General features: G+C 71.6%; 25 protein-coding genes. 9 read left to right on the forward strand and 16 right to left on the reverse strand.

Going from position 1 to position 22,810, the window contains the following annotated elements; translation table 11 throughout:
* Window positions 1–68 precede the first annotated feature (68 nt).
* From ACFSZT_RS24335 to ACFSZT_RS24360, 6 genes are all read right to left on the reverse strand, one after another.
* Window positions 69–389, reverse strand: coding sequence for a DUF2795 domain-containing protein (locus ACFSZT_RS24335; protein WP_377383517.1), 321 nt, complete (start codon window positions 387–389; stop codon window positions 69–71).
* 72 nt (window positions 390–461) lie between these two features.
* On the reverse strand, window positions 462–641 hold the full coding sequence (locus ACFSZT_RS24340) for a hypothetical protein (protein ID WP_377383514.1): 180 nt from the start codon (window positions 639–641) through the stop codon (window positions 462–464).
* A gap of 74 nt (window positions 642–715) precedes the next feature.
* A protein-coding gene (locus ACFSZT_RS24345; RefSeq protein WP_377478151.1) for an IS5 family transposase occupies window positions 716–1,524 on the reverse strand; the annotation gives its coding sequence in 2 pieces (ribosomal slippage) (window positions 716–1,182 and window positions 1,182–1,524; 810 coding nt in all).
* 301 nt (window positions 1,525–1,825) lie between these two features.
* Window positions 1,826–2,104, reverse strand: coding sequence for a hypothetical protein (locus ACFSZT_RS24350; RefSeq protein WP_377478357.1), 279 nt, complete (start codon window positions 2,102–2,104; stop codon window positions 1,826–1,828).
* A 55-nt stretch (window positions 2,105–2,159) separates the two neighbouring features.
* Window positions 2,160–3,284, reverse strand: a complete 1,125-nt coding sequence (locus tag ACFSZT_RS24355) for an NAD(P)/FAD-dependent oxidoreductase (RefSeq protein ID WP_377385237.1) — start codon at window positions 3,282–3,284, stop codon at window positions 2,160–2,162.
* Between the two features lie 94 nt (window positions 3,285–3,378).
* A complete protein-coding gene (locus ACFSZT_RS24360; RefSeq protein ID WP_377385271.1) occupies window positions 3,379–4,254 on the reverse strand; it encodes an RNA polymerase sigma-70 factor in 876 nt (291 codons plus the stop codon).
* Window positions 4,255–4,315: 61 nt separating this feature from the next.
* Here ACFSZT_RS24360 and ACFSZT_RS24365 point away from each other — a divergent pair, with 61 nt between their 5' ends.
* Together ACFSZT_RS24365 and ACFSZT_RS24370 are read left to right on the forward strand one after the other, a co-directional pair.
* Window positions 4,316–5,560, forward strand: coding sequence for an NAD(P)/FAD-dependent oxidoreductase (locus tag ACFSZT_RS24365; protein WP_377385235.1), 1,245 nt, complete (start codon window positions 4,316–4,318; stop codon window positions 5,558–5,560).
* Window positions 5,561–5,636: 76 nt separating this feature from the next.
* Complete coding sequence (locus tag ACFSZT_RS24370) at window positions 5,637–6,626, forward strand: iron-containing redox enzyme family protein (RefSeq protein WP_377385234.1); 990 nt, start codon at window positions 5,637–5,639, stop codon at window positions 6,624–6,626.
* 669 nt (window positions 6,627–7,295) lie between these two features.
* Here ACFSZT_RS24370 and ACFSZT_RS24375 read toward each other — a convergent pair.
* Genes ACFSZT_RS24375 through ACFSZT_RS24395 form a run of 5 tightly spaced genes read right to left on the reverse strand, consistent with a single transcriptional unit; the run spans window position 7,296 to window position 9,155 of the window.
* Window positions 7,296–7,499 carry a CDGSH iron-sulfur domain-containing protein gene (locus tag ACFSZT_RS24375; RefSeq protein WP_377385232.1) on the reverse strand — a complete coding sequence of 68 codons (204 nt, stop codon included), beginning with the start codon at window positions 7,497–7,499 and terminating at the stop codon, window positions 7,296–7,298.
* Window positions 7,471–8,115: a HemK2/MTQ2 family protein methyltransferase gene (locus ACFSZT_RS24380; protein WP_377385231.1), complete on the reverse strand. Its 645-nt coding sequence runs from the start codon at window positions 8,113–8,115 to the stop codon at window positions 7,471–7,473. The genes ACFSZT_RS24375 and ACFSZT_RS24380 overlap by 29 nt, the downstream gene beginning before the upstream one ends.
* A gap of 4 nt (window positions 8,116–8,119) precedes the next feature.
* The gene (locus ACFSZT_RS24385) at window positions 8,120–8,383 is read right to left on the reverse strand and encodes a DUF4235 domain-containing protein (protein ID WP_377385229.1); all 264 of its coding nucleotides are present in this window, start codon (window positions 8,381–8,383) and stop codon (window positions 8,120–8,122) included.
* Window positions 8,380–8,742 carry a DUF3618 domain-containing protein gene (locus ACFSZT_RS24390; protein ID WP_377385228.1) on the reverse strand — a complete coding sequence of 121 codons (363 nt, stop codon included), beginning with the start codon at window positions 8,740–8,742 and terminating at the stop codon, window positions 8,380–8,382. Before ACFSZT_RS24390 ends, ACFSZT_RS24385 begins: the two co-directional genes overlap by 4 nt.
* Window positions 8,739–9,155, reverse strand: coding sequence for a phage holin family protein (locus tag ACFSZT_RS24395; protein ID WP_377385227.1), 417 nt, complete (start codon window positions 9,153–9,155; stop codon window positions 8,739–8,741). The genes ACFSZT_RS24390 and ACFSZT_RS24395 overlap by 4 nt, the downstream gene beginning before the upstream one ends.
* A 132-nt stretch (window positions 9,156–9,287) precedes the next feature.
* On the opposite strand from ACFSZT_RS24395, the gene ACFSZT_RS24400 reads away from it, so the two are divergent.
* From ACFSZT_RS24400 to ACFSZT_RS24420, 5 genes are read left to right on the forward strand one after another with little or no spacing between them, the layout of a single operon-like run.
* Complete coding sequence (locus ACFSZT_RS24400; protein ID WP_377385225.1) at window positions 9,288–9,731, forward strand: ATP-binding protein; 444 nt, start codon at window positions 9,288–9,290, stop codon at window positions 9,729–9,731.
* A 37-nt stretch (window positions 9,732–9,768) separates the two neighbouring features.
* Complete coding sequence (locus tag ACFSZT_RS24405; protein ID WP_377385224.1) at window positions 9,769–10,593, forward strand: SDR family oxidoreductase; 825 nt, start codon at window positions 9,769–9,771, stop codon at window positions 10,591–10,593.
* Window positions 10,590–11,051 (forward strand): DUF4383 domain-containing protein, encoded by a 462-nt coding sequence (locus ACFSZT_RS24410; protein WP_377385221.1) that lies wholly within the window; start codon window positions 10,590–10,592, stop codon window positions 11,049–11,051. The genes ACFSZT_RS24405 and ACFSZT_RS24410 overlap by 4 nt, the downstream gene beginning before the upstream one ends.
* Window positions 11,052–11,106: 55 nt before the next feature.
* A complete protein-coding gene (locus ACFSZT_RS24415; protein WP_377385219.1) occupies window positions 11,107–12,051 on the forward strand; it encodes a glycosyltransferase in 945 nt (314 codons plus the stop codon).
* 18 nt (window positions 12,052–12,069) lie between these two features.
* Window positions 12,070–13,278 (forward strand): glycosyltransferase, encoded by a 1,209-nt coding sequence (locus ACFSZT_RS24420; protein WP_377385218.1) that lies wholly within the window; start codon window positions 12,070–12,072, stop codon window positions 13,276–13,278.
* 260 nt (window positions 13,279–13,538) lie between these two features.
* Here the strand turns inward: ACFSZT_RS24420 and ACFSZT_RS24425 are convergent, their stop codons facing one another.
* The gene (locus ACFSZT_RS24425; protein ID WP_377385216.1) at window positions 13,539–14,471 is read right to left on the reverse strand and encodes an Lrp/AsnC family transcriptional regulator; all 933 of its coding nucleotides are present in this window, start codon (window positions 14,469–14,471) and stop codon (window positions 13,539–13,541) included.
* A 243-nt stretch (window positions 14,472–14,714) separates the two neighbouring features.
* Here ACFSZT_RS24425 and ACFSZT_RS24430 point away from each other — a divergent pair, with 243 nt between their 5' ends.
* Both ACFSZT_RS24430 and ACFSZT_RS24435 read left to right on the forward strand, forming a co-directional pair.
* Window positions 14,715–16,250 carry a peptide MFS transporter gene (locus ACFSZT_RS24430; protein WP_377385214.1) on the forward strand — a complete coding sequence of 512 codons (1,536 nt, stop codon included), beginning with the start codon at window positions 14,715–14,717 and terminating at the stop codon, window positions 16,248–16,250.
* Window positions 16,247–17,455: a metal-dependent hydrolase family protein gene (locus ACFSZT_RS24435; protein WP_377385212.1), complete on the forward strand. Its 1,209-nt coding sequence runs from the start codon at window positions 16,247–16,249 to the stop codon at window positions 17,453–17,455. Before ACFSZT_RS24430 ends, ACFSZT_RS24435 begins: the two co-directional genes overlap by 4 nt.
* 144 nt (window positions 17,456–17,599) lie before the next feature.
* On the opposite strand, the gene ACFSZT_RS24440 is transcribed toward ACFSZT_RS24435, so the two are convergent.
* From ACFSZT_RS24440 to ACFSZT_RS24455, 4 genes are all read right to left on the reverse strand, one after another.
* Window positions 17,600–20,152, reverse strand: coding sequence for an ATP-dependent Clp protease ATP-binding subunit (locus tag ACFSZT_RS24440; protein ID WP_377385210.1), 2,553 nt, complete (start codon window positions 20,150–20,152; stop codon window positions 17,600–17,602).
* Window positions 20,153–20,213: 61 nt separating this feature from the next.
* Window positions 20,214–21,110, reverse strand: a complete 897-nt coding sequence (locus ACFSZT_RS24445; protein ID WP_377385209.1) for a glycosyltransferase family 2 protein — start codon at window positions 21,108–21,110, stop codon at window positions 20,214–20,216.
* Window positions 21,107–21,937 carry a glycosyltransferase family 2 protein gene (locus ACFSZT_RS24450; RefSeq protein WP_377385208.1) on the reverse strand — a complete coding sequence of 277 codons (831 nt, stop codon included), beginning with the start codon at window positions 21,935–21,937 and terminating at the stop codon, window positions 21,107–21,109. The genes ACFSZT_RS24445 and ACFSZT_RS24450 overlap by 4 nt, the downstream gene beginning before the upstream one ends.
* Entirely contained in the window at window positions 21,934–22,803 is an 870-nt protein-coding gene (locus ACFSZT_RS24455; protein WP_377385206.1) for a polysaccharide pyruvyl transferase family protein, read from the reverse strand. Before ACFSZT_RS24455 ends, ACFSZT_RS24450 begins: the two co-directional genes overlap by 4 nt.
* Between the last annotated feature and the right edge of the window lie 7 nt (window positions 22,804–22,810).

Below are 22,810 nucleotides of genomic sequence, written 5' to 3' on the forward strand. Positions count from 1 at the left end.
CAGAGAACTACCCGCGATCCGGGGGACTAACCGCGTTCACCCCCCGTTCACCGATTTTGTGGCGTAGCTCAACTTCCGCGGTTCTCGCCGAGCTCGTCGACGATCGGATTGCCGGGAACGTCCTTTTCGCTCTGAGCGAGGCCGGGCTTGTCGTGCGTCCGACGCTGTGCCGCCTCGTCGGCCGGGTCCTGGCCCTGCTCCAGCGGCACGGACTGCAGCACCTCGCCGAGGTTGTCGTAGGTCTCCGCGGGCATCGCGCCGAGCGCCTTGATCGTGTCGCCGTCCGCCCGCGCCTGTTCGGCACAGTGAACCAGTTGGTCCTTGTCCGCCGGGAAGTCCGCGGCGGACAGCGCCTCGCGGACACGCTCGGATGTCGTCCTGGTCGCCATGACGGTCACCTCCCGAGGCTGGCGTACCCCCGCCGGCGGGCTCCGAAACTGACGTCTACTGTGGACGGACAGTCACCTGATCGCGGCGGCGTCGTCGCCGGGTTCGGTGTGGGCCAGCCGAGCCAGCACGCCCACGGTTCCGTCGCCGATCCAGCGGGTCGCCGCACCGACCGCGAACCCGGCAGCCGCCCCCGGACCACAGCGCGGGCTGGACGTAGGACGTAGACGGCGCCGCACCGGCGCGGTCTCCACGGCGCCGGGCGTGATCTCCGGACAACCCGCGCCGCCGCGGAGGCTGCGAAGGCTGCGAAGGCTAAGAGCATGTCTCATTTCGCGAGTTTCTTGAAGCAGGTGAGGGCTGCGGCGAGAGTGAGGAAGGCGCAGAAGTGGTTGGCGTAGCGCTCGTAGCGTATGGTCAATCGTCGGTATCCGAACAGCCACGCGATACATCGTTCGATGACCCAGCGGTGCTTGCCGAGTTTCTGGCTGGATTCGATGCCTTTGCGGGCGATGCGCACGGTGATTCCTTGCTTGCGTACCCAGTCTCGGAGTTCGGCCTGGTCGTAGGCTTTGTCGGCGTGGAGCTTGTCCGGCTTGCGCCGGCGGGGCCCCCGCCGGGAGTTCACGGCGGGGATGGCCAGAATCAGCGGTTTGAGGGCGTGCGCGTCGTTGGTGTTCGCGGCCGAGATCGCGACCGCCAGCGGCAGTCCCGCCCGGTCGGACAGTGCATGGATCTTCGAGCCGGGTTTCCCGCGGTCCACAGGACTGGGACCGGTCAGAGATCCCCCCTTTTGGCCCTGACGGAGGCTCCGTCCAGGACCGCGCGGGACCAGTCGATCATTCCCTGGCTGCCGAGTTCATCGAGTACCGCGCGATGCAACCTGCGCCATAATCCGGCTTTCGTCCACTCGGTGAAGCGACGATGCGCGGTCGGGACCTTCACTCCGAAGCTGGGTGGCAGGTGTCGCCAAGCGCACCCGCTTGTCAGCACGAACACGATCGCGGTGAACACAGCACGATCATCCACGCGCGACCGTCCGCCTCCCTGCGGACGAACCTGATGCGCAGGGACCAGCGGTTCGACCAGTGCCCACAGCTCATCAGGCACCAACCGCCGCGACAACTCATCAACCACGAACCAAGATCATGCCCGCAACCCAACCAAGATCCAAACGAGACACGCTCTAAGGTACTACCGCTTCGCCGACCTTCCCGCCCGAAAGGCTCGCTCCGGTGTCCGACGACGTTTCGGTGACGCGGTTGTCCGACGGCAGGACCGACCGGGTACCACCGCCGCCGCGGTCGCGCCTGCGGCTGGTCGCCGTGATGGGTGCCGTGGTGGTCGGCTGCGGTGTGGCGGCGTTCGCGGTGAGCGTGACCGGGCCACAGCCGCGGCAGCCCGATCCCGACGACGCCATGGTGATCGGGCCACCGACTCACTCACCCGGCAGCGCGGCGCCGGTCACCACGAGCCCGAGCGGCGGCCCGCCGGCCACGCGGACCGGTTCCGGCCGTGCCGATCCTCCCGGCACGTCGACGCCCGCCCCCACCACCACGGCGCCGACCACCACCGGCGTCCCGACGACGACCGACGGCGCGAGCACCAGCACCGTGCCGCCCGAGGACCCGGTGACGCCGTCGGACCAACCACCGGACCCGCCGTCAGCCCCGGTGCCGAGCACACCGGCACCGACCACACCGGCTCCGACCACCACGACGACCGAGCCGGAGGACGACTGCCCGTGGTGGTGGGCGTTCTGCTGAGCCGGCTCAGGCCGCCACAGGCCGCCGCCGGACCGGCCGGTACGGGCCCGCGTTCGCCGTGAACCACAGCGCGCCTCGCACGACGGCCTCCTTGTAACGCGCGGCCGCCCGCCCGGTCAGCACCATCCGGTGTGGACTGTCGTCGGCGGCGACGAACTGGATGAGACCGTCCCGCCTGCCCAGGCTGACGCACTGGTTGAAGAACCGGAAGCGCAACCGCCCGGGCTCGCGTCCGGTCAGTCGCGCCGCGATGGCATTGCCCGCGACCGTGGCCATCGGCAGCCCCGTGGCGCACGCCATCCGGAGCTCCTGCCCGCTCGGCATGGTCACGACCGCGGCGTCGCCCACCGCATAGACGTCCGGATGCGACACCGAGCGCAACGTCGCGTCCACGCGGACGCGGCCGCCACCGTCCACCGTGAGGCCGGCGTCGCGCGCCAGTCCGGGCACCGTGAACCCGGTGCACGCCACCACGAGACCCGCCCCGACGGTCCGGCCACCGGCGAGCACCACGGCACCGTCTCGCACGTCGGACACCGGAGCACCGGCGACGACCTCGATGCCCAGCCGGTCGAACACCCGTCGCACGTGCGCCTGCCCACGCGGGGAGAGCCACGCACCGGGATCGGCCTCGCTCACCATCCGCACCCGCAACCCCGGGTGACTCTCGGCGAACTCCGTCGCCGCCTCGATACCGGTCAGCCCGCCCCCGACGACGGCGAGCACCCCGCGTTCGGCCGCGAGGTCCGCGACCCGCTTCGCCGCGTCCTGCGCGGCCTCCCACGTCGCCAGCGTGAGCGCCTCGTCCGGAGCCTGCGCCGCCCGGCTGCCCAGCGCGTAGACGAGGGTGTCGTACCGCAGGCGCTCGTGACCGAGGTCGATCTCGTGCCCGTCGAGGTCCAGTCCACGCGCCCGCCCCACGACCAGCCGCGCGCCGTTGCGGAGCCGGTTGGCGAGTGGGTACTCGGCGGCCTCCTGCCCGGCGGCCACCTGGTGCAGCCGCACGCGTTCGACGAACCGCTCCCGCTCGTTGACGACCACCACGTCGGCTCCCTCGACCCTGCGTGCGACCCGGTTGGCCACCGCCATCCCCGCGTAGCCACCACCGAGCACCACGATGCGATGAGTCACGACCGTCTCCTTCCCATGTCTTCCCATGTCGATGTCACTCACCGCCTGAACCGGTCGGGTGCGCCGGAGCTGACAGCTTCCGGCGTGGCGTCGCTCACAGCTGAGTGGCGAGGAAGGCGAGCTTGTCGGGGTTGGCGACCAGGTGCAGGGCGACGATCTTGCCGTCGGCGATGTCGAGCAGCGCGGTGAGCACCACGGCGCCGTCCACGGTCGCGACGATGCCCGGCTGGCCGTTGACCTCCAGGACGCGGACCGCCAGGCCCGTGATGTCGCGGCTCATCCAGCCCAGGTACCGCGCGACCTTGTCGCCGCCGACGACCGGCTTGCGCGCAGCCGTCGTCTTGCCTCCGCCGTCGGCCCACGACACGACGTCGTCGGCCAGGAGCTGCCGCAGCCCTTCCAGGTCACCACCACGCGCAGCCTCCAGGAACCGCTGGGTGATGCGCAGCCGCTCCTCGGCCGACGGCAGGAACCGCGGCCGCCCGGCGTCCACGCGTTGCCGCGCGCGCCGGTAGAGCTGCTGGCAGTGGGCCTCGGTGAGGTCGAGGATGCCGGCGATCTCGGTGTGGCGGTAGCCGAACGCCTCCCGCAGCACGAACACCGCCCGCTCCGGCGGCGTGAGCCGTTCCAGGAGCACGAGCATCGCCATGGACACCGACTCGCGCCGCTCGGCGGTGTCGAGCGGGCCGAGCGTGTCGTCGGCGGTGGCGACGGGTTCGGGCAGCCACGGGCCGACGTAGCGCTCCCGGCGTACCCGGGCGGACACCAGCCGGGTCAGGCACAGGTTGGTCAGGACCTTCGTCAGCCAGGCGGCGGGGGTGCGCACCTCGGCGTGGTCGGCGGTGCTCCAGCGCAGGAACGTGTCCTGCACCGCGTCCTCGGCGTCGCCGGCCGAACCCAGCATCCGGTAGGCGATGGCGAACAGGCGGGGACGCGCGTCCTCGAACTCCCGCACGTGTTCGGGGGCGATCGGCACGGCCCCGAGAATACGTGCCGGTGCGCGGCGGGCGCAGCGATTAGGCTCGGCGGGCATGACGGACGCCTACCGCCCGCCGGGGCACGTCGTGGTGGTCGGGGCCGGCATCGTCGGCCTGTCCACCGCGCATTTCCTGCGCAGGCACGACGTCGCGGTGACGGTGCTCGAACGTCGCCAGGTGGCCTCGGGCGCGTCGTGGGGCAACGCGGGCTGGCTCTCCCCCGCCCTCGCCGTTCCGCTGCCGGAGCCGGCGACGCTGCGGGCCGGGTTGTCCGGGTTCATGACCCCGTCGGCGCCGCTGTACGTACCGCCCGATCCCCGGCTCGTGCCGTTCCTGACGAGCCTCGCGCGGCACAGCACGCGGCGACACTGGCAGGCCTCGCTGGCCGCCCTGACACCGCTCAACCGCGCGGCACTCGACGCGCACGCGGCGCTGGCGGCGGAGGGGGTGACCAGCGAGCCGATGGAGCCGTGCCTGATCGCCACCCGCGCCCCGGAGCAACGAGAGTCCATCGTGGACGAGCTGCGGCACGTCCACGCGGCGGGGCAGCCGGTCGAGTTCGAGCTGCTGGACGGCGCCGCGGCGCGGGAGGCCGTGCCGCTGCTGTCCGAGGAGGTCGGCTATGCGTTGCAGGTGCACGGGCAGCGCTACATCGATCCGGGCCGCTACGTCGGGGCGCTGGGGGCTGCGGTGCGGCGGGCGGGCGTCCGGATCGAGGAAGGTGCCGAGGTCAGGAGCGTGCACGACACGGGTACGGGTGTCGAGCTGCGGATGCGCGCCGGCGACGCCGTCCGCGCCGACGCGGTAGTGCTGGCGCCGGGCGCGTCGCTCGACCGGCTCGCCCGGCCGTTCGGCGTGCACAGGCGGGTCCAGGCCGGTCGCGGCTACAGCTTCAGCGTGGTGCCCGAGCGGATGCCGCCGGGGCCGGTGTACTTCCCCGCCGAGAAGGTGGTGTTCACGCCGCTCGGCGAGCGGCTGCGCGTGTCCGGGATGATGGAGTTCCGCCCCGCCGACGCGCCGCTGAGCCGCAGCCGGATCGCGAGCATCGTGCACGCGGCGCGCCCGTTGGTGCGGGGGATCGACTGGGCGTCGCGCGCCGACGAGTGGGTCGGGGCGCGGCCGTGCACCGCCGACGGCCTGCCGCTGATCGGCCCCACGCTCTCGCCGCGCGTCCACGTCGCGGGCGGGCACGGCATGTGGGGCGTCACGCAGGGACCGGCGACCGGTCTGCTGCTGGCGGAGACCATCGCGACCGGCGTACCGCGACCCGAGTTGGCAGCGCTGCACCCGCTGCGCTGACCGGTGCGGCACGTGCCGACGTGTGCGCGCGGCGCCGTCCGGGTAACCGGTGTCCGTGCAGACGACGACACGTGACGTGGCAGTGCTTCCCCTGCCACGCGGCCCGTTCTCCGAGGTCATCGTGACCGCGCTCCGCAGCGACCCGCGCATGCCGCCGAGCCTGCCGGCGCACGCGGGCAAGGCGGACCCGTTCGGCGACGATCTCCACCTGGCCTTGCAGCTGTGCTACGAGCTGCATTACCGCGGCTTCGACGGTGTCGACCCGGAGTGGGAGTGGCAGCCCGACCTGCTGCGGACGCGGGACGCGCTGGAGCGCCAGTTCCTGGCCGGGCTGCGGGCCGAGGTCAACGGGGGCGACACCGTGGCCGACGTCGAGGCCGCGCTGGACGAGCTGCTCGTCGAGCCGGTTGACGGCAACGGGCTGTCGCACTGGCTGCGCGACCACGGCACCTGGGAGCACATGCGCGAGTACCTGGTGCTGCGTTCGATCTACCACCTCAAGGAGGCCGACCCGCACGCGTTCGCGATCCCGCGGCTGCGCGGGCAGGCCAAGGCGGCGCTCGTGGCAGTGGAGTTCGACGAGTACGGCGGCGGCCGGTTCGAGCGGATGCACTCGCGGCTCTACGCCGACCTCCTCGACGGCGCCGGCCTGGACTCGGGCTACCTGCACTACGTCGAGCACGCGCCCGCGCAAGCGTTCGCGCCCGTGAACCTCATGTCGATGTTCAGCCTGCACCGGGGACGCCGTGGCGCGCTCGTGGGACATTTCGCGGCGGCCGAGATCACCACGGCCCCGAGCGCGCGGCGCATGGCCGAGGCGCTGCGCAGGCTCGATGCCGACGAGCGGTGCGTGCACTTCTTCGCCGAGCACGTCGAGGCCGACGCCGTGCACGAGCAGGTGATGCGCCGCGAGGTCATCGGCGACCTGCTCGAGCACGAGCCGGGACTCGCCGCCGACGTGGTGTTCGGCATCAAGGCCACGGGTGTCGTGGAGGACCACCTCGCCGACTACGTCCTGCGCCGCTGGGAGGCGGGCGAGTCGGCACTGCGCCTGCCGCTCGATTGAGGTGCGCCTGACGCTCGGTAGGGGCGCCGGGGCCAGCGGTGTTGATCGGCAGGCGGCCCCGCGATGGCCCTGACGGCTGGCGGGTCCCACGGGTTCTGATCAGCCCGCGGCCCACGGGTTCTGCCGGCCAGCAGGCCAGGAGTCTCGGTCAGCCCCCGCCCCCATGGGTTCTGAGCGGATGACGGCCTCACCGGTGCTGCTCGATTGGCGAACCCACGGGCTCTGCCCGGCTACCGAGCCACGGGTGCTGGTCGATTGGTGGGTCCCGGTGCTGGGCGGCCGCAAGCACGGTCGCCCCCGCCCGCCACCCCGCACGCGGGGCCGCTGCCGGTTCGCCGCCGGTGCGCTCGACGCCCATCGTCCCGGGCCGTCCGGCCCGGTCGGCGTAGCTGAACCACCCGCACCAAACACACCCCCGGCTGGCGATTCCACCTCACCGACACCGAAAGCCTGCACATCACCACCCCCACCGGCCACACCTACCGGTCCTGACAACCCCGGGCACGGCTTCCCGCGGGTACTCCTCGACCCGGCGCCCGCGAGACGTGGCCATGAGCCAGTGCTACGCCATGCGGCTGCGATGCACGCCGACCACCAAGGCAGCATTGCCGGCCCCGCGAGCAACAGCAGCGGGCAACGGCGCAACGGGCAACAGTCGCGAGTAACAGCTCACCGCCGCTTGCGGTGGCTCGCGTCGCAGAACGGGTAAACGCGGCTACGGCGGCACGCGCACACGGCCACCTGGAACCGGTCGGACACCACTGTCCGCCCGTCGTCGAGCCGGAGTTCGACGGGACCCTCGACGAGGATCGGTCCGCCCGGCACGACGGTCACCCGGCGCGGCTCATTCCCGGGATTCGGTGCGGTCTGCACGGATCACCACCAATTCCTCGTCCTTCCGGCCCGGGTCGAGCAGACCGCGCTCCCGCAGGAAGTCCACGCGGCCGCGCAGCACCGGACCGAACGGAATGCGCTGCCGGGCCACGATCGACGTCTTCAGCCCCGATCGCCTCAGCGCCGCGATGCTCTCGTCCACACCGCTCAGTTCCGACTGCACCAGCAGCAGAAACCCCTGGTCGGTCAGCAGATCGGGCGCCATCGTACACAGTGGATCAAGGACGGAACGGCCGTCCGCGCCGCCGTCCCATTTGGGCACCAGGTCGCGCTCGCTCGGCACGTACGGCGGATTCGCGATCACCACGTCGAATCGGCCCAGTGCGCACCGGGTGACGTCACCGCGACGCACCGTGACCGGCAGCCGCCGGATGCGCGCGTTGAACCACGTCGCGAACAGCGCCCGGCGGGAGAGGTCGATCGCCGTCACCTCGCCCGCCCCTGCCCGCGCGGCCGCCAGAGCCAGCGCGCCGGTGCCGGTGCACACGTCGAGCACCCGGGCACCCCGGGGAAGCGAGGCGGTACGGATGGCGCCCGCGAGCAGAAAAGTGTCCTCCTGGGGGCGATACACCCCGGGAGGTCTCAACAGCCACATCGGACTACTCGTCGCCAGGCCAGGCGCCGGTGGCCTTCTCGTAGCCCGCCGCGCCCGCCCGGTCGACCGCGGCCTTGACGGCGCCGAAGATCGCGCCCTGCACGGCCGCGGCCACCACGACCTGCCACATCGCGTACTTGCGGTCGGTCGCGTTGGGAGCGTCCGGCCGACCGCTGACGCGCTTCCAGACCTGGGCGAACACGGTGCTTGCCAGCATGCCGCCCGCTGTTCCGACGAGCAGGCTCAACGGTTTGTAGAGGGCTTTCATCGCTTGACTCTCCACAGGATCAGGCCGCCGAGGGCGAGGACGGCGAGCGCCCCGGCGACCACGGCCGGCTTCGGGTTCTTCTCCACGGACGCCCGTACCCGGACGCTCCCGTCGTGCAGCTGCGACCTCGCCTGGGTCGTCCGCTGCTGAAGTTGCGACCTCACCGCGGTGGTGCGCTGCCGCAGCTGCGTGCGCGCCACCTCGGCGCGATGTTGTGCGGACTCGCGGGCTCGCGCCGGGATGTTCAGCTTGTGCGCGAGCGCCTGCGCGGTCTCCCCCAGTTCCTTGCGGGTGAGCTCGATGTCCAGCCGCGCCTCTTCCGGGTTCGTCGGGAAGGTCTCGTCCTCGCGTTTGTTCATCGGCGCATCGACTCCCTCACGCTGGCGACGTCGGCGCGCACGCTCTCCGTGGCCTCCCTCGGCACAGGCGGGCTCCCCTGCTCCACCTGCTTCTTCCCGGCCAGGGCGAGGATTCCGGCCACCAGCAGCAGCGCGACTCCGACAATGAGCGCGGCCGCCCATCCGGGCAGCACCAGCGCCAGCGCGAGCACCGCGGCCGCGACCAGCGCGCCCAGGCCGAACCACGCGAGCACGGCGGCGGCACCGCCGAGTCCGGCGCCCACGCCGTAATGTTTGCCCTTGCTCTGCATTTCCGCGACGGCGAGCTTCATCTCGTCCCGGACAAGCCTGCTGGTCTGCGCCGAGAGGTCGTTGACCAGCTGCGCCACCGAGCGTTCGTCCGTTGTGACATCGCGGTGATCGTCGTAGACCATGGCTACCTCCATCCCGTGCGGTGCCGCGCTCGACGCTGCGCAAGGGTTTGCCCGCGGTCGCCAATCGACAAACATCGGGTGATCGCCAGCGGAGGGTGTCGGGCGGCTACTACCGGGTATTCAGACGGCACGATGCACCGACACGAACTGGCTCACTGGTGGGGTCCGGGCTCGTCGGGACCCGTCGAGTTGCGGATTCCGGCCGAGGCGAAGCACCTGCCGATGGTCCGGGCGATGGCCCACAGCTTCTGCCGGGTCGAGGGCTTCACCCGCGACGAGGTCACCGACGTCGTGCTGGCCGTCGACGAGGCGGCGGAGATCCTCACCCGGTATTCGGCACCCGGTGCCATCCTGCACTGCCGCTGCGCGATGGCGTTCGGCAGGTTGCAGGCCATCGTCTCCACGACCACGGTGGCCGGCGAGCTGCCCGGCGAGCTCGCCCACGGCTGGCGGGTGCTCACCACGGTCACCGACTCGTTCACGGCGTATCGCTACGAACACGACCGGCAACGCAGCATCGACCGCGTCGTGCACATCGAGTTCGCGAAGTCGTTTGCCCGCCGTAGCCCCGGGTAGCCGATCGGCGAATCGGACTTGTGGAGGTGTCAGCCCCGTGTACCGCTCTCCACTGCCCCGGTCGGCGTCCGACTGGCCCCGGACCGCGATCGTCACCGGATCGGACTCCGGCATCGGCCGCGCGGTCGCCGTGGCGCTCGCCAGCGGTGGCCTCGACGTCGGCATCACCTACAACACCGACGAGGCCGGCGCCCGCGACACCGCGCAGGAAGTGAAGGACCGGGGCGCCGGCGCGGCCGTCCGCAGGCTCGACCTGCGTGACCTCCCCGCGCAGGCCGCCGTCGTCGACGACCTCGCCGACGAGCTCGGCTCGGTGGACGTCCTGGTCAACTGTGCGGGCACCGGGGAGAAGACGCCGGTCGTCGACCTCGACTTCGAGTCGTGGCGCCAGGTCGTGTCCGTCGACCTCGACGGCGCGTTCCTGTGCGCGCAGCGGGCGGCCCGCCGCATGATCGACGCGGGCCGCGGCGGCCGGATCATCAACATCACCAGCGTGCACGAGCACTACCCGAAGGTCGGCGCGGCGCCGTACTGCGTGGCCAAGGCGGGGCTCGGGGGGCTGACCAAGGTGCTGGCGCTGGAGCTGGCCGAGTACGGCATCACCGTGAACTCCGTGGCGCCCGGCGAGATCTCCACCCCCATGACTGGCCAGGACAACACCGACCCCACCACCGAGGCGCGTCCCGGCGTGCCGCTGCGCAGGCCAGGACACGCCCACGAGGTCGCGGCCGTGGTCGCGTTCCTCGCCACCCCGGCCGCCGGGTACGTCACGGGTGCCTCCTGGGTGGTGGACGGCGGCATGTCCCAGATGGGACCGCAGGGGAGCTCCGCACTGACCGACGACGAATGGCGGCACGTATGACCGAACCGTCCTCGACGTCCGTGTCCCGGCGAGGCCTGACGATCACGGCGACCACGGCCCGGATCGTGGTCGCGGTCGTCGGCGTGGTCTACCTCGTGCTCGGCATCGTCGGGTTCTTCACCGGCGAGGGCATGGGACCCGACGCGAGCCGGACCGTGTGGATCGTCGGCATCAGCACACTGCTGAACGTGGTGCACACCGCGGTCGGCGTGGTCGGCGTGGTCGGCGTGGTCACTGCGCGCTCGGCTGCCACGGCGAAGGCGTACGGCTGGGGTCTGTTCTTCGGCTTCCTCGGGCTCACCGCGTACAGCGTGTTCGGCACGCTGCTCGACCGGCTCGGCGACCTGGCCAACGTCCAGGCGGGCAACGTCTTTCTCTACGCCGCCACGGCACTGATCGGGCTGGGGATGAGCCTGGTGCGGTTCCGCGAGGACCGGGAGGGCGAGCGCACCCGCTGAACTGCTGCCTTCAGCGTCCTGTTTAGTACTCGTGACACGCGGGCAACTACTGGCCATGAGGTTGCTCGTGTGGCACGTTCATGGCTCCTGGAGCACGGCGTTCGTCCAGGGCGGGCACACCTATCTGTTACCCACTGTGGACGGTGGCGGCGAATGGGGCCGGGGCCGTTGCGGCCGAGACTGGCCGGAATCCGCCGTCGAGGTCCCGGCCGACCGGCTGCGGGACGAGGACGTCGACGCGGTCGTGCTGCAACGCCCGGAAGAGCTCGAACTCACCGAGCGCTGGCTCGGCAGGCGCCCCGGTGTGGACGTTGCCGCCGTGTACGTCGAGCACAACACCCCGCGTGAGCACGCCGCGACGACCCGGCATCCGCTGGCCGACCGCGACGACATCCTGCTCGTCCACGTCACGCCGTTCAACGAACTGATGTGGGACAACGGGATCGCGCCCACCGCGGTGATCCAGCACGGCATCGTCGACCCCGGCTACCGCTACACCGGCGAGCTGCGGCGCGCCGCCGTGCTCATCAACGAACCGGTGCGCCGGAACCGGATCGTCGGCACCGACCTGTTGCCCGTCTTCGCCCGGACCGCTCCGATCGACCTGTACGGCATGGGACTCGACGGCCTCGACCTGGAGGGCGTGACACCCGTCGGCGACCTCGGCCAGGAAAAACTGCACCGGGAGATGGCCCGGCGCCGGGTCTACGTGCACACGGCCCGCTGGACGTCGCTCGGGCTGTCGCTCATCGAGGCGATGCAGCTGGGCATGCCGGTGGTTGCGCTGGCGACCACCGAGGCCACGGCGGCGGTACCGCCGGAAGCCGGGTTCGTGTCCACCGACGTCACGGCGCTGGCGGAGGGGGTGAGGCGATTGCTCGACGACCCCGAACTGGCCGTCCACATGGGCAAGTCGGCGCGGGAGCACGCGCTGGCCCGTTACGGACTCGACGCGTTCCTGCGCAACTGGGACGTGCTGCTCGAGCGCGTGCTGTCCTGATCGCTACCGGGAGGAAACGTGAAGATCGCGATGGTCTCCGAGCACGCCAATCCACTGGCGGCACTGGGCGAGGTCGACGCGGGCGGGCAGAACGTCCATGTCGCCGAGCTCTCCGCGGGATTGGTGCGCGCGGGTCACGACGTGACCGTCTACACGCGACACGAGTCCGGGGACCAGCCCAGGGAGGTCACCACCCCCGGCGGTTATCGCGTCGTCCACGTCCCCGCCGGTCCGGCACGGCACGTCCCGAAGGACGAGCTGCTGCCCTACATGGGCGAGTTCGCCCGGTTTCTCGAACAGGAGTGGCGGTTTCAGCGGCCCGACGTCGCGCACGGGCACTTCTGGATGTCCGGGCTCGCCGCCGCCCTGGCCGCACGCGAAGTGGACATCCCGTTGGTGCAGACCTTTCACGCGCTCGGTGTGGTGAAGCGGCGTTACCAGGGCACCCAGGACACGAGCCCGCCCGAGCGGATCCGGCTCGAGCGGATCGTCGGGCGCAGCGCCGCGCGGGTGGCCGCCACGTGTACCGACGAGGTGTTCGAGCTCGTGCGGATGGGGCTGCCGCGCTCGCGAATGTCCGTGGTGCCGTGCGGTGTGGACCTGACGCGGTTCACCCCGCACGGCGAGAGCGCTCCGCGCTCCGGCAGGCACCGGCTGCTCGCGGTCGGCAGGCTGGTGCCGCGCAAGGGCTTCGACGTGGCCATCGCGGCATTGCGATCGCTGCCCGACACCGAACTCGTGATCGCCGGCGGCCCACAGCAGGGACGGCTCGCCGAGGACGCCGAGGCGTGCCGGCTGCGAGCCGTCGCCGAGGACCTCGGCGTGGCCGACCGCGTGGACTTCCGCGGCCAGGTGGCGCGCGACGACATGCCTGCGCTGATCCGGTCGGCCGACGTGGTGGTGTGCACGCCGTGGTACGAGCCGTTCGGGATCGTGCCGCTGGAGGCCATGGCGTGCGGTGTGCCCGTGGTGGCCTCCGCGGTCGGCGGCCTGACCGACACGGTCGTGGACGGTGTCACCGGGATGCTGGTGCCACCGAAGCGACCGGAGGCCGTGGCGAGCGCCGTGCGCAGGCTGCTGTCGGACAAGGCGATGTGCGACGCGTTCGGCATCGCCGGCGCCGACCGCGCCCGCTGCCGGTACTCGTGGGACCGCGTCGCTACCGACACCTACCGCATCTACGAAAGCGTGGTACCCGCGTTCACGGCGACGGAGTCGATCGGCTGACCCCTGCGGCGCGTGTGTCTGCCGTGCCCGTCACCGTGTGTGCGGCTCCGGTAGCCGTGTCTGCCGTTCCGGTAGCCGTGTCTGCCGTTCCCGTCACCGTGTCTGCTGCTCGCGTCACCGTGCCGGCCCGCGCCATCCGGCACCGTGGCCGGCAAACACAACGACACAGGACGCAAACACGGCGACCCAGGCGGCAGACACAACGACCCAGACGGCAGACACAACGACCCAGACGGCAGACACGCCGGTCTCGGCTCACGTCACTCCGACGGCGCGCACGTGAGCGGCCGGGCGAGGTCGTGCTCCTCCTTGATCGCGCGCAGGTGACTCCACGACTCGACCGAGCGCACGCCCGGCAGGTCCCGCAGACGCTCCAGGGTCGCGAACACGCTGTCGTAGGTGGTCGCGCGGATGGTGCCGATGCCGTTGCACCAGCCGATGCCGGTCGCGAAGCAGTCGACCTCCTCGAAACCGGCCACCTCGCGGGCCACCGGTGCGGTCTCGCCGCTGAGCGTCAGGGCGAAGCCGATCGTATGGATGCGGCTGAGCTGGTTGAGCCGCACGAGGGCGCCGACGTGCACCACCCCGGCCTCCAGCAGCCGCAGCACCCGCGCCCGCGTCGCACCCGGCGAGAGGCCGCTGACGCTCGCCAGGTCGGCGAACGACGCGCGCCCGTCGATCCGCAGGTGCTCGAGCAACGCGTGGTCGGAGGAATCGAGGTCGATGTCGCCGAGCGGGCCGGGGCTCTCCAGCGGGCCGGGCGGGAAGTAGGGGTCCTTCCAGATCTGCAGGAACGTCATCGCCTGGACCGAACGCACCCCGGGCACGGCCTGCACCTTGGCCAGCCCCTCGGAAAACGTCGCGAGATCCTTGGTGCGCAGCTCCGCGGTCACCGCGAAGCGACCAGCCGTCGTGGTGACGAACGACGTCTCGGCGAGCTCGGCCAGCCGCTCGGCCACCGGTCCGGCCGGGCCGTCGACCTCGACGATGACGTGCCCGAGCTGATTGAGGCCGAGCGCGGCGGGGTGGATGGCGGCGATCAGGCGCAGGCCGCAGTCGTCGATCAGCCGCCGCACCCTGGCCTTGGTGGTCGAGCGCGCCAGCCCGACCAGTTTGGCCAGCGCCTCGTAGGAGGCTCGCCCGTCCTCCTGCAGGGCGCGGACGAGGCGCTCGTCGACGTCGTCCAGATCCACCTACGTCCCTTCGCCGGCTCTCGGTGCCGTCAACCTAGCGCATCCACAGCGACCAACCGATGCCCGTCGAATAATCCGACGAGTCTCGGGCAGTGAGAATGTTTCGGCTGCAATAACTCTCAGATGCCGACGAATCATCTATTGTTCCGACCCTTGTGTGGATGTATCGTCTGCGCTCATCTACCGGCCGACCGCGGCTTCGCGGTCGGCCGTCCACTGTCTTTCCGGAGGTGAAACGTGGGCGTGCCAGGCACTCCGCGCGTTGCGGGAACAGCCTCGGACCGGGCGTTCTTCGGACACCCGCGTGGCCTCGTCGGCCTGTTCTTCACCGAGGCGTGGGAGCGATTCTCCTACTACGGGATGCGCGCCCTGCTGCTCTACTACATGTACGACCAGGTGGCGAACGGCGGCCTCGGGATCCCCGACGACACCGCCAAGTCGCTCGTCGCGGTGTACGGCTCGGCCACCTACATGGCCGCGATCCTCGGCGGCTGGGTCAGCGACCGGCTGCTCGGCGATCGGCGCGCGACCCTCGTCGGCGGCGTGCTCATCATGGTCGGGCACATCTGCCTGGCCCTTCCGGCGGGTGCCGGGGCGCTGTTCGCCTCGATGGTGTTCATCGCCGGAGGCACCGGCCTGCTCAAGCCCACCATCTCCGCGTCCGTCGGCGACCTGTACGCCCCGAACGACCCGCGCCGCGACTCCGGCTTCAGCATCTACTACATGGGCATCAGCGTGGGTGCGGTGGCTGCTCCGCTCGTGGTCGGCACCGTGGGCCAGACCTACGACTACCACCTCGGTTTCGGCATCGCCGCGGTCGGGATGGCACTCGGGCTGGCGGTGTACCTGTGGACCCAACGTCATCTCAGCGAGGCCGGTAGCAGGCCGAAGAATCCCCTCCGGCTGAGCGAGGTGTCCCGGTCCCGGGCGAGCCTGGTGGGCCTCGGCGTCGCGTGTCTCGTGGCGGTCGTCGCGGTGTCCGCGGTGACGGGTCTGCTGAGCATCGGCGCGACCGTGAACCTGATCAGCGTGCTGGCGATGGCGCTGCCGGTCGTCTACTTCACCGTGATGCTGCGGAGCAAGCGCACGACCGCGGCCGAGCGGGCCCGGCTGCGCGGCTACATTCCCTTGTTCGTCGCGGCGGTGTTCTTCTGGGTCATCCAGGAACAGGGTGCGACCGTCATCGCGCAGTACGCCGACGAGAGCACCGACCTCGACGCGTTCGGCTTCACCATCCCGGCATCGTGGTTCCAGTCGGTCGGCTCGTTCGTCCTGATCGTTCTCACCCCGCTGTTCGCGCTGCTGTGGCTCCGGCTCGACCGGTCGCCGCGCGCACCGTCCACAGCGCACAAGTTCGGCTTCGCCCTGGCCATCGCGGGCGTCTCGTACCTGGTGCTCGTCCTGCCGGCCTCGCAGGGCGGCCTGAGCAGTCCACTGTGGCTGGTCGGTAGCCTGGCGTTGGTCACCATCGGCGAGATGTGCCTGTCTCCGATCGGATTGTCGGCCACCACGCGGCTGGCCCCGGCCGCGTTCGCCACCCAGACGATGGGGCTGTGGCTCACCGCAGGCGCCGCGGGGCAGGGCATCGCCGCCCAGCTGGTCAAGTTCTACGAGCCGGACAGCGCCGGGACCTATTTCGGCGCGGTCGGTGCCGGGACCGTCGTTCTCGGACTCGTCCTCTTCGCTCTCTCCCCGCTCCTTCGCAGGCAGACGGAAGCCGCGGACAGCCTCGTCGACCACCACGAGGACGCCCTCGACGTGACCGGAGTCCACCGATGACCCGCACCGTGTTCCGGGGCGCGACGCTCTACGACGCGACGAGCCGCTCGGCCGACGCGGCCGATGTCGCCGTCGAGAACGGCTGGATCACCGACGTGGGCACCGGGCTCGACGGTGACGCCGAAGTCGATTGCGCGGGCCGCGCGATCCTGCCCGGTCTCTTCGACTGCCATGTCCACCTCACCATGAGCAGCGTCGACCTGCTGGATGCCGTGCAGCAGCCGTTCTCGCTCCAGTTCTACGAGGCCGCGGGCCACATGGCGAGGACGCTGGCCACCGGCGTCACCACGGTGCGCGATGCGGGTGGCGCCGACCTCGGCATGCGGGTCGCGCAAGAACGTGGGCTGGTGCCGGGGCCGCGCATGCAGGTCTCGCTCAACATGCTCAGCCAGACGGGCGGGCACGGCGACCCGTGGTGGCCGTCCACGTGTGCGCTGGACCTGCTGCCACCGCATCCGGGGCGGCCACCGGTGATCGTGGACGGTCCGGAGGAGATCCGCCGCAAGATCAGGGAACTGGTGCGGGCGGGTGCCGATGTCATCAAGGTCGCCACGAGTGGCGGGGTGGTGTCGAGCGGTCCCGGGCCGGAGCTCGTCCACTTCCGCGACGACGAGATCGCCATGATGGTCACCGAGGCCGCGGCCGCGGGCCGGTTCGTCATGGCACACGCCCACGGCGCGGGGGCGAAAGCGGCCGTGCGCCACGGAGTCCGCTCCATCGAGCACGGCAACCAGCTCGACGACGAGACGCTCGAGTGGATGGCCGAGCGCCGGATCTGGCTGGTCCCCACCCTCAGCGCCGGGCTCGGCCTGCGGCAGTCGCTCGAGGACGGGTCCACTGTGTACCCGAGCGAGATCCGGGACAAGATCGAGCAGTCTCACGGCGACGACACCGTCCGGCGGGCCGTGGCGGCAGGCGTGCCGATCGCGATGGGCACCGACGCGCCGATCTACCCCCGCGGCGAGAACCTGCTGGAGCTGGAACTGCTGGTCGACAAGGGGCTCAGCCCGGCCGACGCGCTCCATGCGGCGACGCTGTCGGCTGCCGAACTCATGGGACTCGATGCCACGCTCGGCTCGATCGAACCCGGCAAACGCGCCGATCTGGTCGTGGTCGACGGGGACCCGCTGGACGTCGTCGGACTGGGCAAGCGGGTCCGTGCCGTCTACCAGGACGGGCGAGCCGTCCACGTCCGCGACGACTGACCCGCCTCCGGGGCCTGGCCGGGAGCAGACACGGCTACCTGGACGGCACACACGGCGACGCGAATCGCAGACACGGCTACCTGGACGGCAGACACGACGCGGGGTGGCCCCGGATCGGGACCACCCCGCGCGGCACCGCGCTCGTCAGACGGGAGCCGGCTGGGTGACGTGGAAGCTGAGGGCGCCGTCCTCGACGCCGATCTGCACCCGCGCACCGGCCGCCAGCTCGCCGTTGAGGAGCATCCGCGAGAGCACGTTGTCCACCTCGCGCTGGATGGTGCGCCGCAGCGGGCGCGCACCGTACTCGGGCTGGTACCCGGCTTCGGCGAGCCACCGCACGGCGTCCTCGCGCACCTCGACGTCGACGTCCTGGGCGTGCGCCTTGCGCCGCGTGTCCTCCAGCAGCAACGACGTGACCTGCTGCAATTGCTCCGCCGACAGCTTGCGGAACACGATGATCTCGTCGATGCGGTTGAGGAACTCCGGCCGGAAGTTGTCGCGGAGCCTGCGCATCAACCGTTCCCGCAGCGGCTGCTCGGTGTCCTCCTCGCGGCCCGGCGTGAACCCGAGCGCTCCCTGCATGCCGCTCAGCACGAGCTCCGAGCCGATGTTGCTGGTCATGATCAGCACGGTGTTGGTGAAGTTGACGGTCCGGCCGCGGCCGTCGGTGAGCCTGCCGTCGTCCAGCACCTGGAGCAGCACGTTGAACACCTCGGGATGCGCCTTCTCGATCTCGTCCAGCAGCACCACCGAGTAGGGCCGCCGCCGCACCGCCTCGGTCAGCTGCCCCGCCTCCTCGTAGCCAACGTAGCCGGGCGGGGCGCCGATCAGCCGCGACACCGTGTGCCGCTCGCCGTACTCGGACATGTCGATGCGCACCATGCGGTCCTCACCGCCGAACAGCGCCTCCGCGAGCGCCCGCGCCAGCTCCGTCTTGCCGACGCCGGTCGGCCCCAGGAACAGGAAGCTGCCGGACGGCCGGTCGGGTTCGGCCAGGCCCGCCCGCGTGCGGCGCACGGCCTCCGCGACCGCCTGGACGGCCTCGTCCTGCCCGACGACCCGGCCGTGCAGGTGCTCCTCCAGGTGCAGGAGCCGCTCGCGCTCCTCCTGCGTCAGTTGCGACACCGGGATCCCGGTGAGCCGGGAGACGATCTCCGCGATGTCCTGGGCGCCGACCTCCGGGCTCCCGGGCGAGCGTTCCTCGGAACGAAGCTCGGCGATCCGCCTCCGCAGCTCGTTGATCTCGTCGCGCAGGGAGGAGGCGCGCTCGTAGTGCTCCTCGCTGACGGCCTGGTCGCGGTCGCGGCACAGCTGCTCGAGCCGGTCCTGCATCTCGCGCAGCCCCTCCGGGCGGCGCGCGGTGCGCATCCGCACCCGCGCGCCCGCCTGGTCGACCAGATCGATGGCCTTGTCCGGCAGGTAGCGGTCGTTGATGTAGCGGTCGGACATCGTCACGGCCGCGTTCAGCGCCTCGTCGGTGAACCGCACCTGGTGGTGTGCCTCGTACTGGTCGCGCAGCCCGTGCAGGATCTGCAGCGCGTCGTCGACGTCCGGCTCGGGAACCAGGATCGGCTGGAACCGGCGTTCGAAGGCGGGATCGGTCTCGATGTTCTGCCGGTACTCGTCGAGTGTCGTCGCGCCGACGATATGCAGTTCACCGCGGGCCAGCGCGGGCTTGAGCATGTTGCCGGCCCCCATCGAGCCCTCGGACGAGCCGGCACCGACCACGGTGTGCAGCTCGTCGATGAAGACGACTAGCTCGTCGCGGTGGTCGCGGATCTCGCCGAGGAGCTTGGTCATCCGCTCCTCGAAGTCGCCCCGGTAGCGCGTGCCCGCGACCATCGCGGTGACGTCGAGCTGGATCACCCGGCGGTCGCCGAGCACGTCCGGCACCTGACCCTCCGCGATGCGCTGCGCGAGGCCCTCGACGATGGCGGTCTTGCCGACGCCGGCCTCCCCGATGAGCACCGGGTTGTTCTTGGTGCGCCGCGACAGCACCTCGATGGTCTGCTCGATCTCCGTCTCGCGGCCGACGACGGGGTCGAGTTCACCGTCGCGGGCCAGCGCGGTGAGGTCGCGGCCGAACTCGTCGAGCGTCGGGGTGCCGCTGCTGCCGGAGGATCCGCCGCCGCTGCGTGCCGGGCCGCCGCCGGAGGACGAGGACGCCGTTCCCGAGGCGGGCCGGGCGATGGCCTGGCGGATCGATTCGGGGGTGACGCCCTCCTCGCCGAGCAGCCTGCCCGCGGCGGAGTCCTGGTGGGCCACGAGGGCGAGCAGCACGTGTTCCGGGCCGATGTAGCTGGACCGCAGCTGGCGGGAGATCTGGTGGGCGTCCATCAGCGTGCGCTTGGCGCCCGGCGTGAGCATGGGTGCGGTGCCCGACCGCGGCGGCCCGTGGTCGACGTGCTGCTCGACGCGCTGGGCGAGCGCGTCGGGGTCGCCGCCCGCACGCTGGATCAGCTCCCGGCTCCCGGGCACCTTGGTCGAGCCCCAGAGCAGGTGCATCGAGTCGAGTTCGGCGCCGCCCCATTCGCCGACCTGCTGCGCCGCCGCCGACACGAGCGCGAGCGCCTGCTCGCTCATGAGGCGCGTGATGCCGACCGGTTGCGGACGCCTGCCGGGCATCGCGCTGCCGAAGAACTGGGCGAGCAGCTGATCGAACGGGCTGGGTCCGGGCTCACCGAAGAAGCCGGTCATGGACGAGCCTCCTTTGGACGGCAGGGGTGTCGCCCCGTGGCCTACCCGGTGCGGCGGACCGTCAACCCACGTACCGGCGGGCGACGGAGTGGCGCTGCGCATCCTCCAGCAACAGCAGGCCTTCCTCGACATGCCGGGGCACGACCCGGCGTTCGCGCAGCACCCACGGCAGCCCGCGCACGGCCTCCCACACGGCCGAGACGGTCGCGCGGTCGGCGGGTGCCGAGCGCAGCACGTCCACGCTGCGCCGGGCGGCACTGCGCACGGGTCTGCGCAACCACAGCGTCCACAGCGTGTTGCGGATGCCGAGCTGCCGCCGGCGGCGGGGGTCGCGCTGCACCGACGGGGCGTGGTGGATGACGACGTCCTCCGCCCAGCACATCCACCAGCCATGGGCGGCGAGGTCGAGGGCGAGCAGTTCCTCCTCGCCGCCGAGCCACATGCGCGGCGAGAACCCGCCGACCTCGCGGAACGCGCTCACCCGGAACGTCGTCAGCCCGGCCATCACGCCGAGCAGCGCGGGCCCGGGCAGCCAGTCCGGCCCGGGGACCGGCGAGTACCGCAGCTCCGGCGTGATCGGGTCTTCGGCGAGGCCGGGTTCGACGAGGCAGCGTCCCGTGACCGACGCGAGGCCGGGGTGCTCGTCGAGCAGGTCGGCCGCGCGCAGCAGCGACCCCGGCTGCCAGCGCGTGTCGTCGTCGCAGAACGCCACGTAGGGCGTGCGGACGTGCCGGACGGCGAGGTTGCGCGCGAGCGCGCCGAGGTTGCGGTCGCAGCACAGCAGCTCCACGTCGGGGAACGTTCGCGACACCGCCTCGGCGGTGCCGTCGGTGGAGGCGTTGTCGGCCACGATGATCGGCGCCCCGTCCGGGAGCGCCGTCATGTGGGCCAGCGTGCGCAGTACCTCGTCGCGCCGGTTGTACGTGATCACCACGACGGTCACGCGGGGATCGGTCATGCCAGCTCCCGGATCTGGTGCTCGACGTCACGCGGCAGCGGCCGCCGGTCGGCGAGTGCCCGCGGCAGCCTGCGCAGCACGGCACCGGCCGTGGCCGGGTCCCGCAGCAGCGGCAACGCGGCGCGCGCACACTCCCGCCACGGCCTGCGCATGGCCGCGATGAGCGCGTTGTTCCGTTTCTCCTGCCGGTCCCGCCAGGCCTGCGGCGGCCGGGTGGCGGACGGGTGGTGGTGGGCCACGACCCGGTCGACGTAGCACAGTCCCCACCCGAGCGCGGCGAGGTCGTAGGCGAGCAGCTTCTCCTCCGCACCGAAATGCAGCAGCGGGCTGAACCCACCCGCCTGGAGGAACGCCTCGCGGCGCACGATCGCCGAGCAGGCGAGGAAACCGAGCACGCACGGTCCCGGCAGGTCCGGTGCGGTGCCGAGCGGGCTGTCGGCCATCAGCGCGCACACCGGGTCGGACTTCTCCCCGGGACCGACGAGGGTGTGGGCGGCGAGCAGGCCGAGCCGAGGATAGGCGTCGAAGAGGATCTCGGCCTGCGGCAGGGCCTCCGGTGCCCACCACGAGTCGTCGTCGCTGAACGCCACGAGCGGAGTCTCGGCCGCCTCGACCCCGACGTTGCGGGCGGCGGCGCCGGCGTTGCCGGGCAAGGCGATCAGCCGGGCGGCCGGGTAATCGCGGCGGATTCGATGCGCGGTGTCGTCGGTGGAGGCGTTGTCGACCACGATCACCGGCGGTGCGGGCCGCAACGCGAGAATGTGGTCGAGCGTGCGGGCCAGTTCGGCGGCCCGGTTGCGGGTCGCGATGACGACGGTGGTTCTCATGCCCGCACCTCGTCCAGCAGTGCGTCCACCAGCGACGACCCGGGATCGTGCGCGGCGGTGGCGTGGGCGCGGGCATGCTCCGACAGGCACCACCGCCACCAGTGGCCGAGTGCCTCGTCGCCGAGGTCCTCGGCCGGCAGCAGCGCGGGCCAGCCGAGCGCGCGGGCCTGCGCGGTCACCTTGCCGCCTCCGGCGATCGGGTCGACGGCGAGCGCGGGCACCCCGGTCCGGACCGCGAGCACCAATCCGTGCAGCCGGGTGGTCACCACGACGTCGAACCGGGCCAGTGCGGAGACGAACTGGTCGCCGGTGGCGCAGTGCCGCCAGTCGGAGGTGTCCAGCCGGGTGTCGAGCGGCACGCGCGCGCAGTCCTGCCTGACCAGCCACTCCTGCAGGGTCTTGTGCACCTGCTCGTGCCTGCGCCGGGTGCCGTACTCGTGTTGCCCGGGAGCGAGGATCACCGCGACCACCGGCACGCGCGAGGTCTCCGCCGACGCCGCGAGATCCTGCCGCTGCTGCCCGGCACCGTCGCGGGCGAGCACCCGGTGGAACCCGGTGACGGCGGGGTCGTGCTCGTCGATCACCGACACCCCGACGGCGATGCGCGTACACGCCGGAAAGCGCTCGTGCAGCCCGCGGACCTGCTCGCCGTGCGCGGGACCGCAGGCGAAGACGAGATGGCTGTACCGACCCGGGTCGGCGTCGTCGAGGTGCAGCTCGCCCGGGCGGAAGCCGGGGCTCCAGGCCACGTCGCAGGCGATGCCGGCCTCGGTGAGCGCGGCGACGACGCGACGCATGCTGAGCACGTCACCTGCGGTCGCCTCGCCGTGCAGGAAGCTCGGCCAGCCGGTGACGAGGACATGCATGATCACG

It is taken from the genome of Prauserella oleivorans (genome assembly GCF_042685745.1).
Classification (GTDB): Bacteria; Actinomycetota; Actinomycetes; order Mycobacteriales; family Pseudonocardiaceae; genus Prauserella_A; species Prauserella_A oleivorans.

Bases quoted from the DNA above. Each gene is read 5' to 3' on its own strand.
- ACFSZT_RS24335 (WP_377383517.1), bottom strand. From the start codon at position 389: ATGGCGACCAGGACGACATCCGAGCGTGTCCGCGAGGCGCTGTCCGCC.
- ACFSZT_RS24365 (WP_377385235.1), top strand. From the start codon at position 4,316: ATGACGGACGCCTACCGCCCGCCGGGGCACGTCGTGGTGGTCGGGGCC.
- ACFSZT_RS24380 (WP_377385231.1), bottom strand. From the start codon at position 8,115: ATGTGGCTGTTGAGACCTCCCGGGGTGTATCGCCCCCAGGAGGACACT.
- ACFSZT_RS24385 (WP_377385229.1), bottom strand. From the start codon at position 8,383: ATGAAAGCCCTCTACAAACCGTTGAGCCTGCTCGTCGGAACAGCGGGC.
- ACFSZT_RS24390 (WP_377385228.1), bottom strand. From the start codon at position 8,742: ATGAACAAACGCGAGGACGAGACCTTCCCGACGAACCCGGAAGAGGCG.
- ACFSZT_RS24395 (WP_377385227.1), bottom strand. From the start codon at position 9,155: ATGGTCTACGACGATCACCGCGATGTCACAACGGACGAACGCTCGGTG.
- ACFSZT_RS24400 (WP_377385225.1), top strand. From the start codon at position 9,288: ATGCACCGACACGAACTGGCTCACTGGTGGGGTCCGGGCTCGTCGGGA.
- ACFSZT_RS24410 (WP_377385221.1), top strand. From the start codon at position 10,590: ATGACCGAACCGTCCTCGACGTCCGTGTCCCGGCGAGGCCTGACGATC.
- ACFSZT_RS24415 (WP_377385219.1), top strand. From the start codon at position 11,107: ATGAGGTTGCTCGTGTGGCACGTTCATGGCTCCTGGAGCACGGCGTTC.
- ACFSZT_RS24435 (WP_377385212.1), top strand. From the start codon at position 16,247: ATGACCCGCACCGTGTTCCGGGGCGCGACGCTCTACGACGCGACGAGC.
- ACFSZT_RS24440 (WP_377385210.1), bottom strand. From the start codon at position 20,152: ATGACCGGCTTCTTCGGTGAGCCCGGACCCAGCCCGTTCGATCAGCTG.
- ACFSZT_RS24445 (WP_377385209.1), bottom strand. From the start codon at position 21,110: ATGACCGATCCCCGCGTGACCGTCGTGGTGATCACGTACAACCGGCGC.
- ACFSZT_RS24450 (WP_377385208.1), bottom strand. From the start codon at position 21,937: ATGAGAACCACCGTCGTCATCGCGACCCGCAACCGGGCCGCCGAACTG.
- ACFSZT_RS24455 (WP_377385206.1), bottom strand. From the start codon at position 22,803: ATGCATGTCCTCGTCACCGGCTGGCCGAGCTTCCTGCACGGCGAGGCG.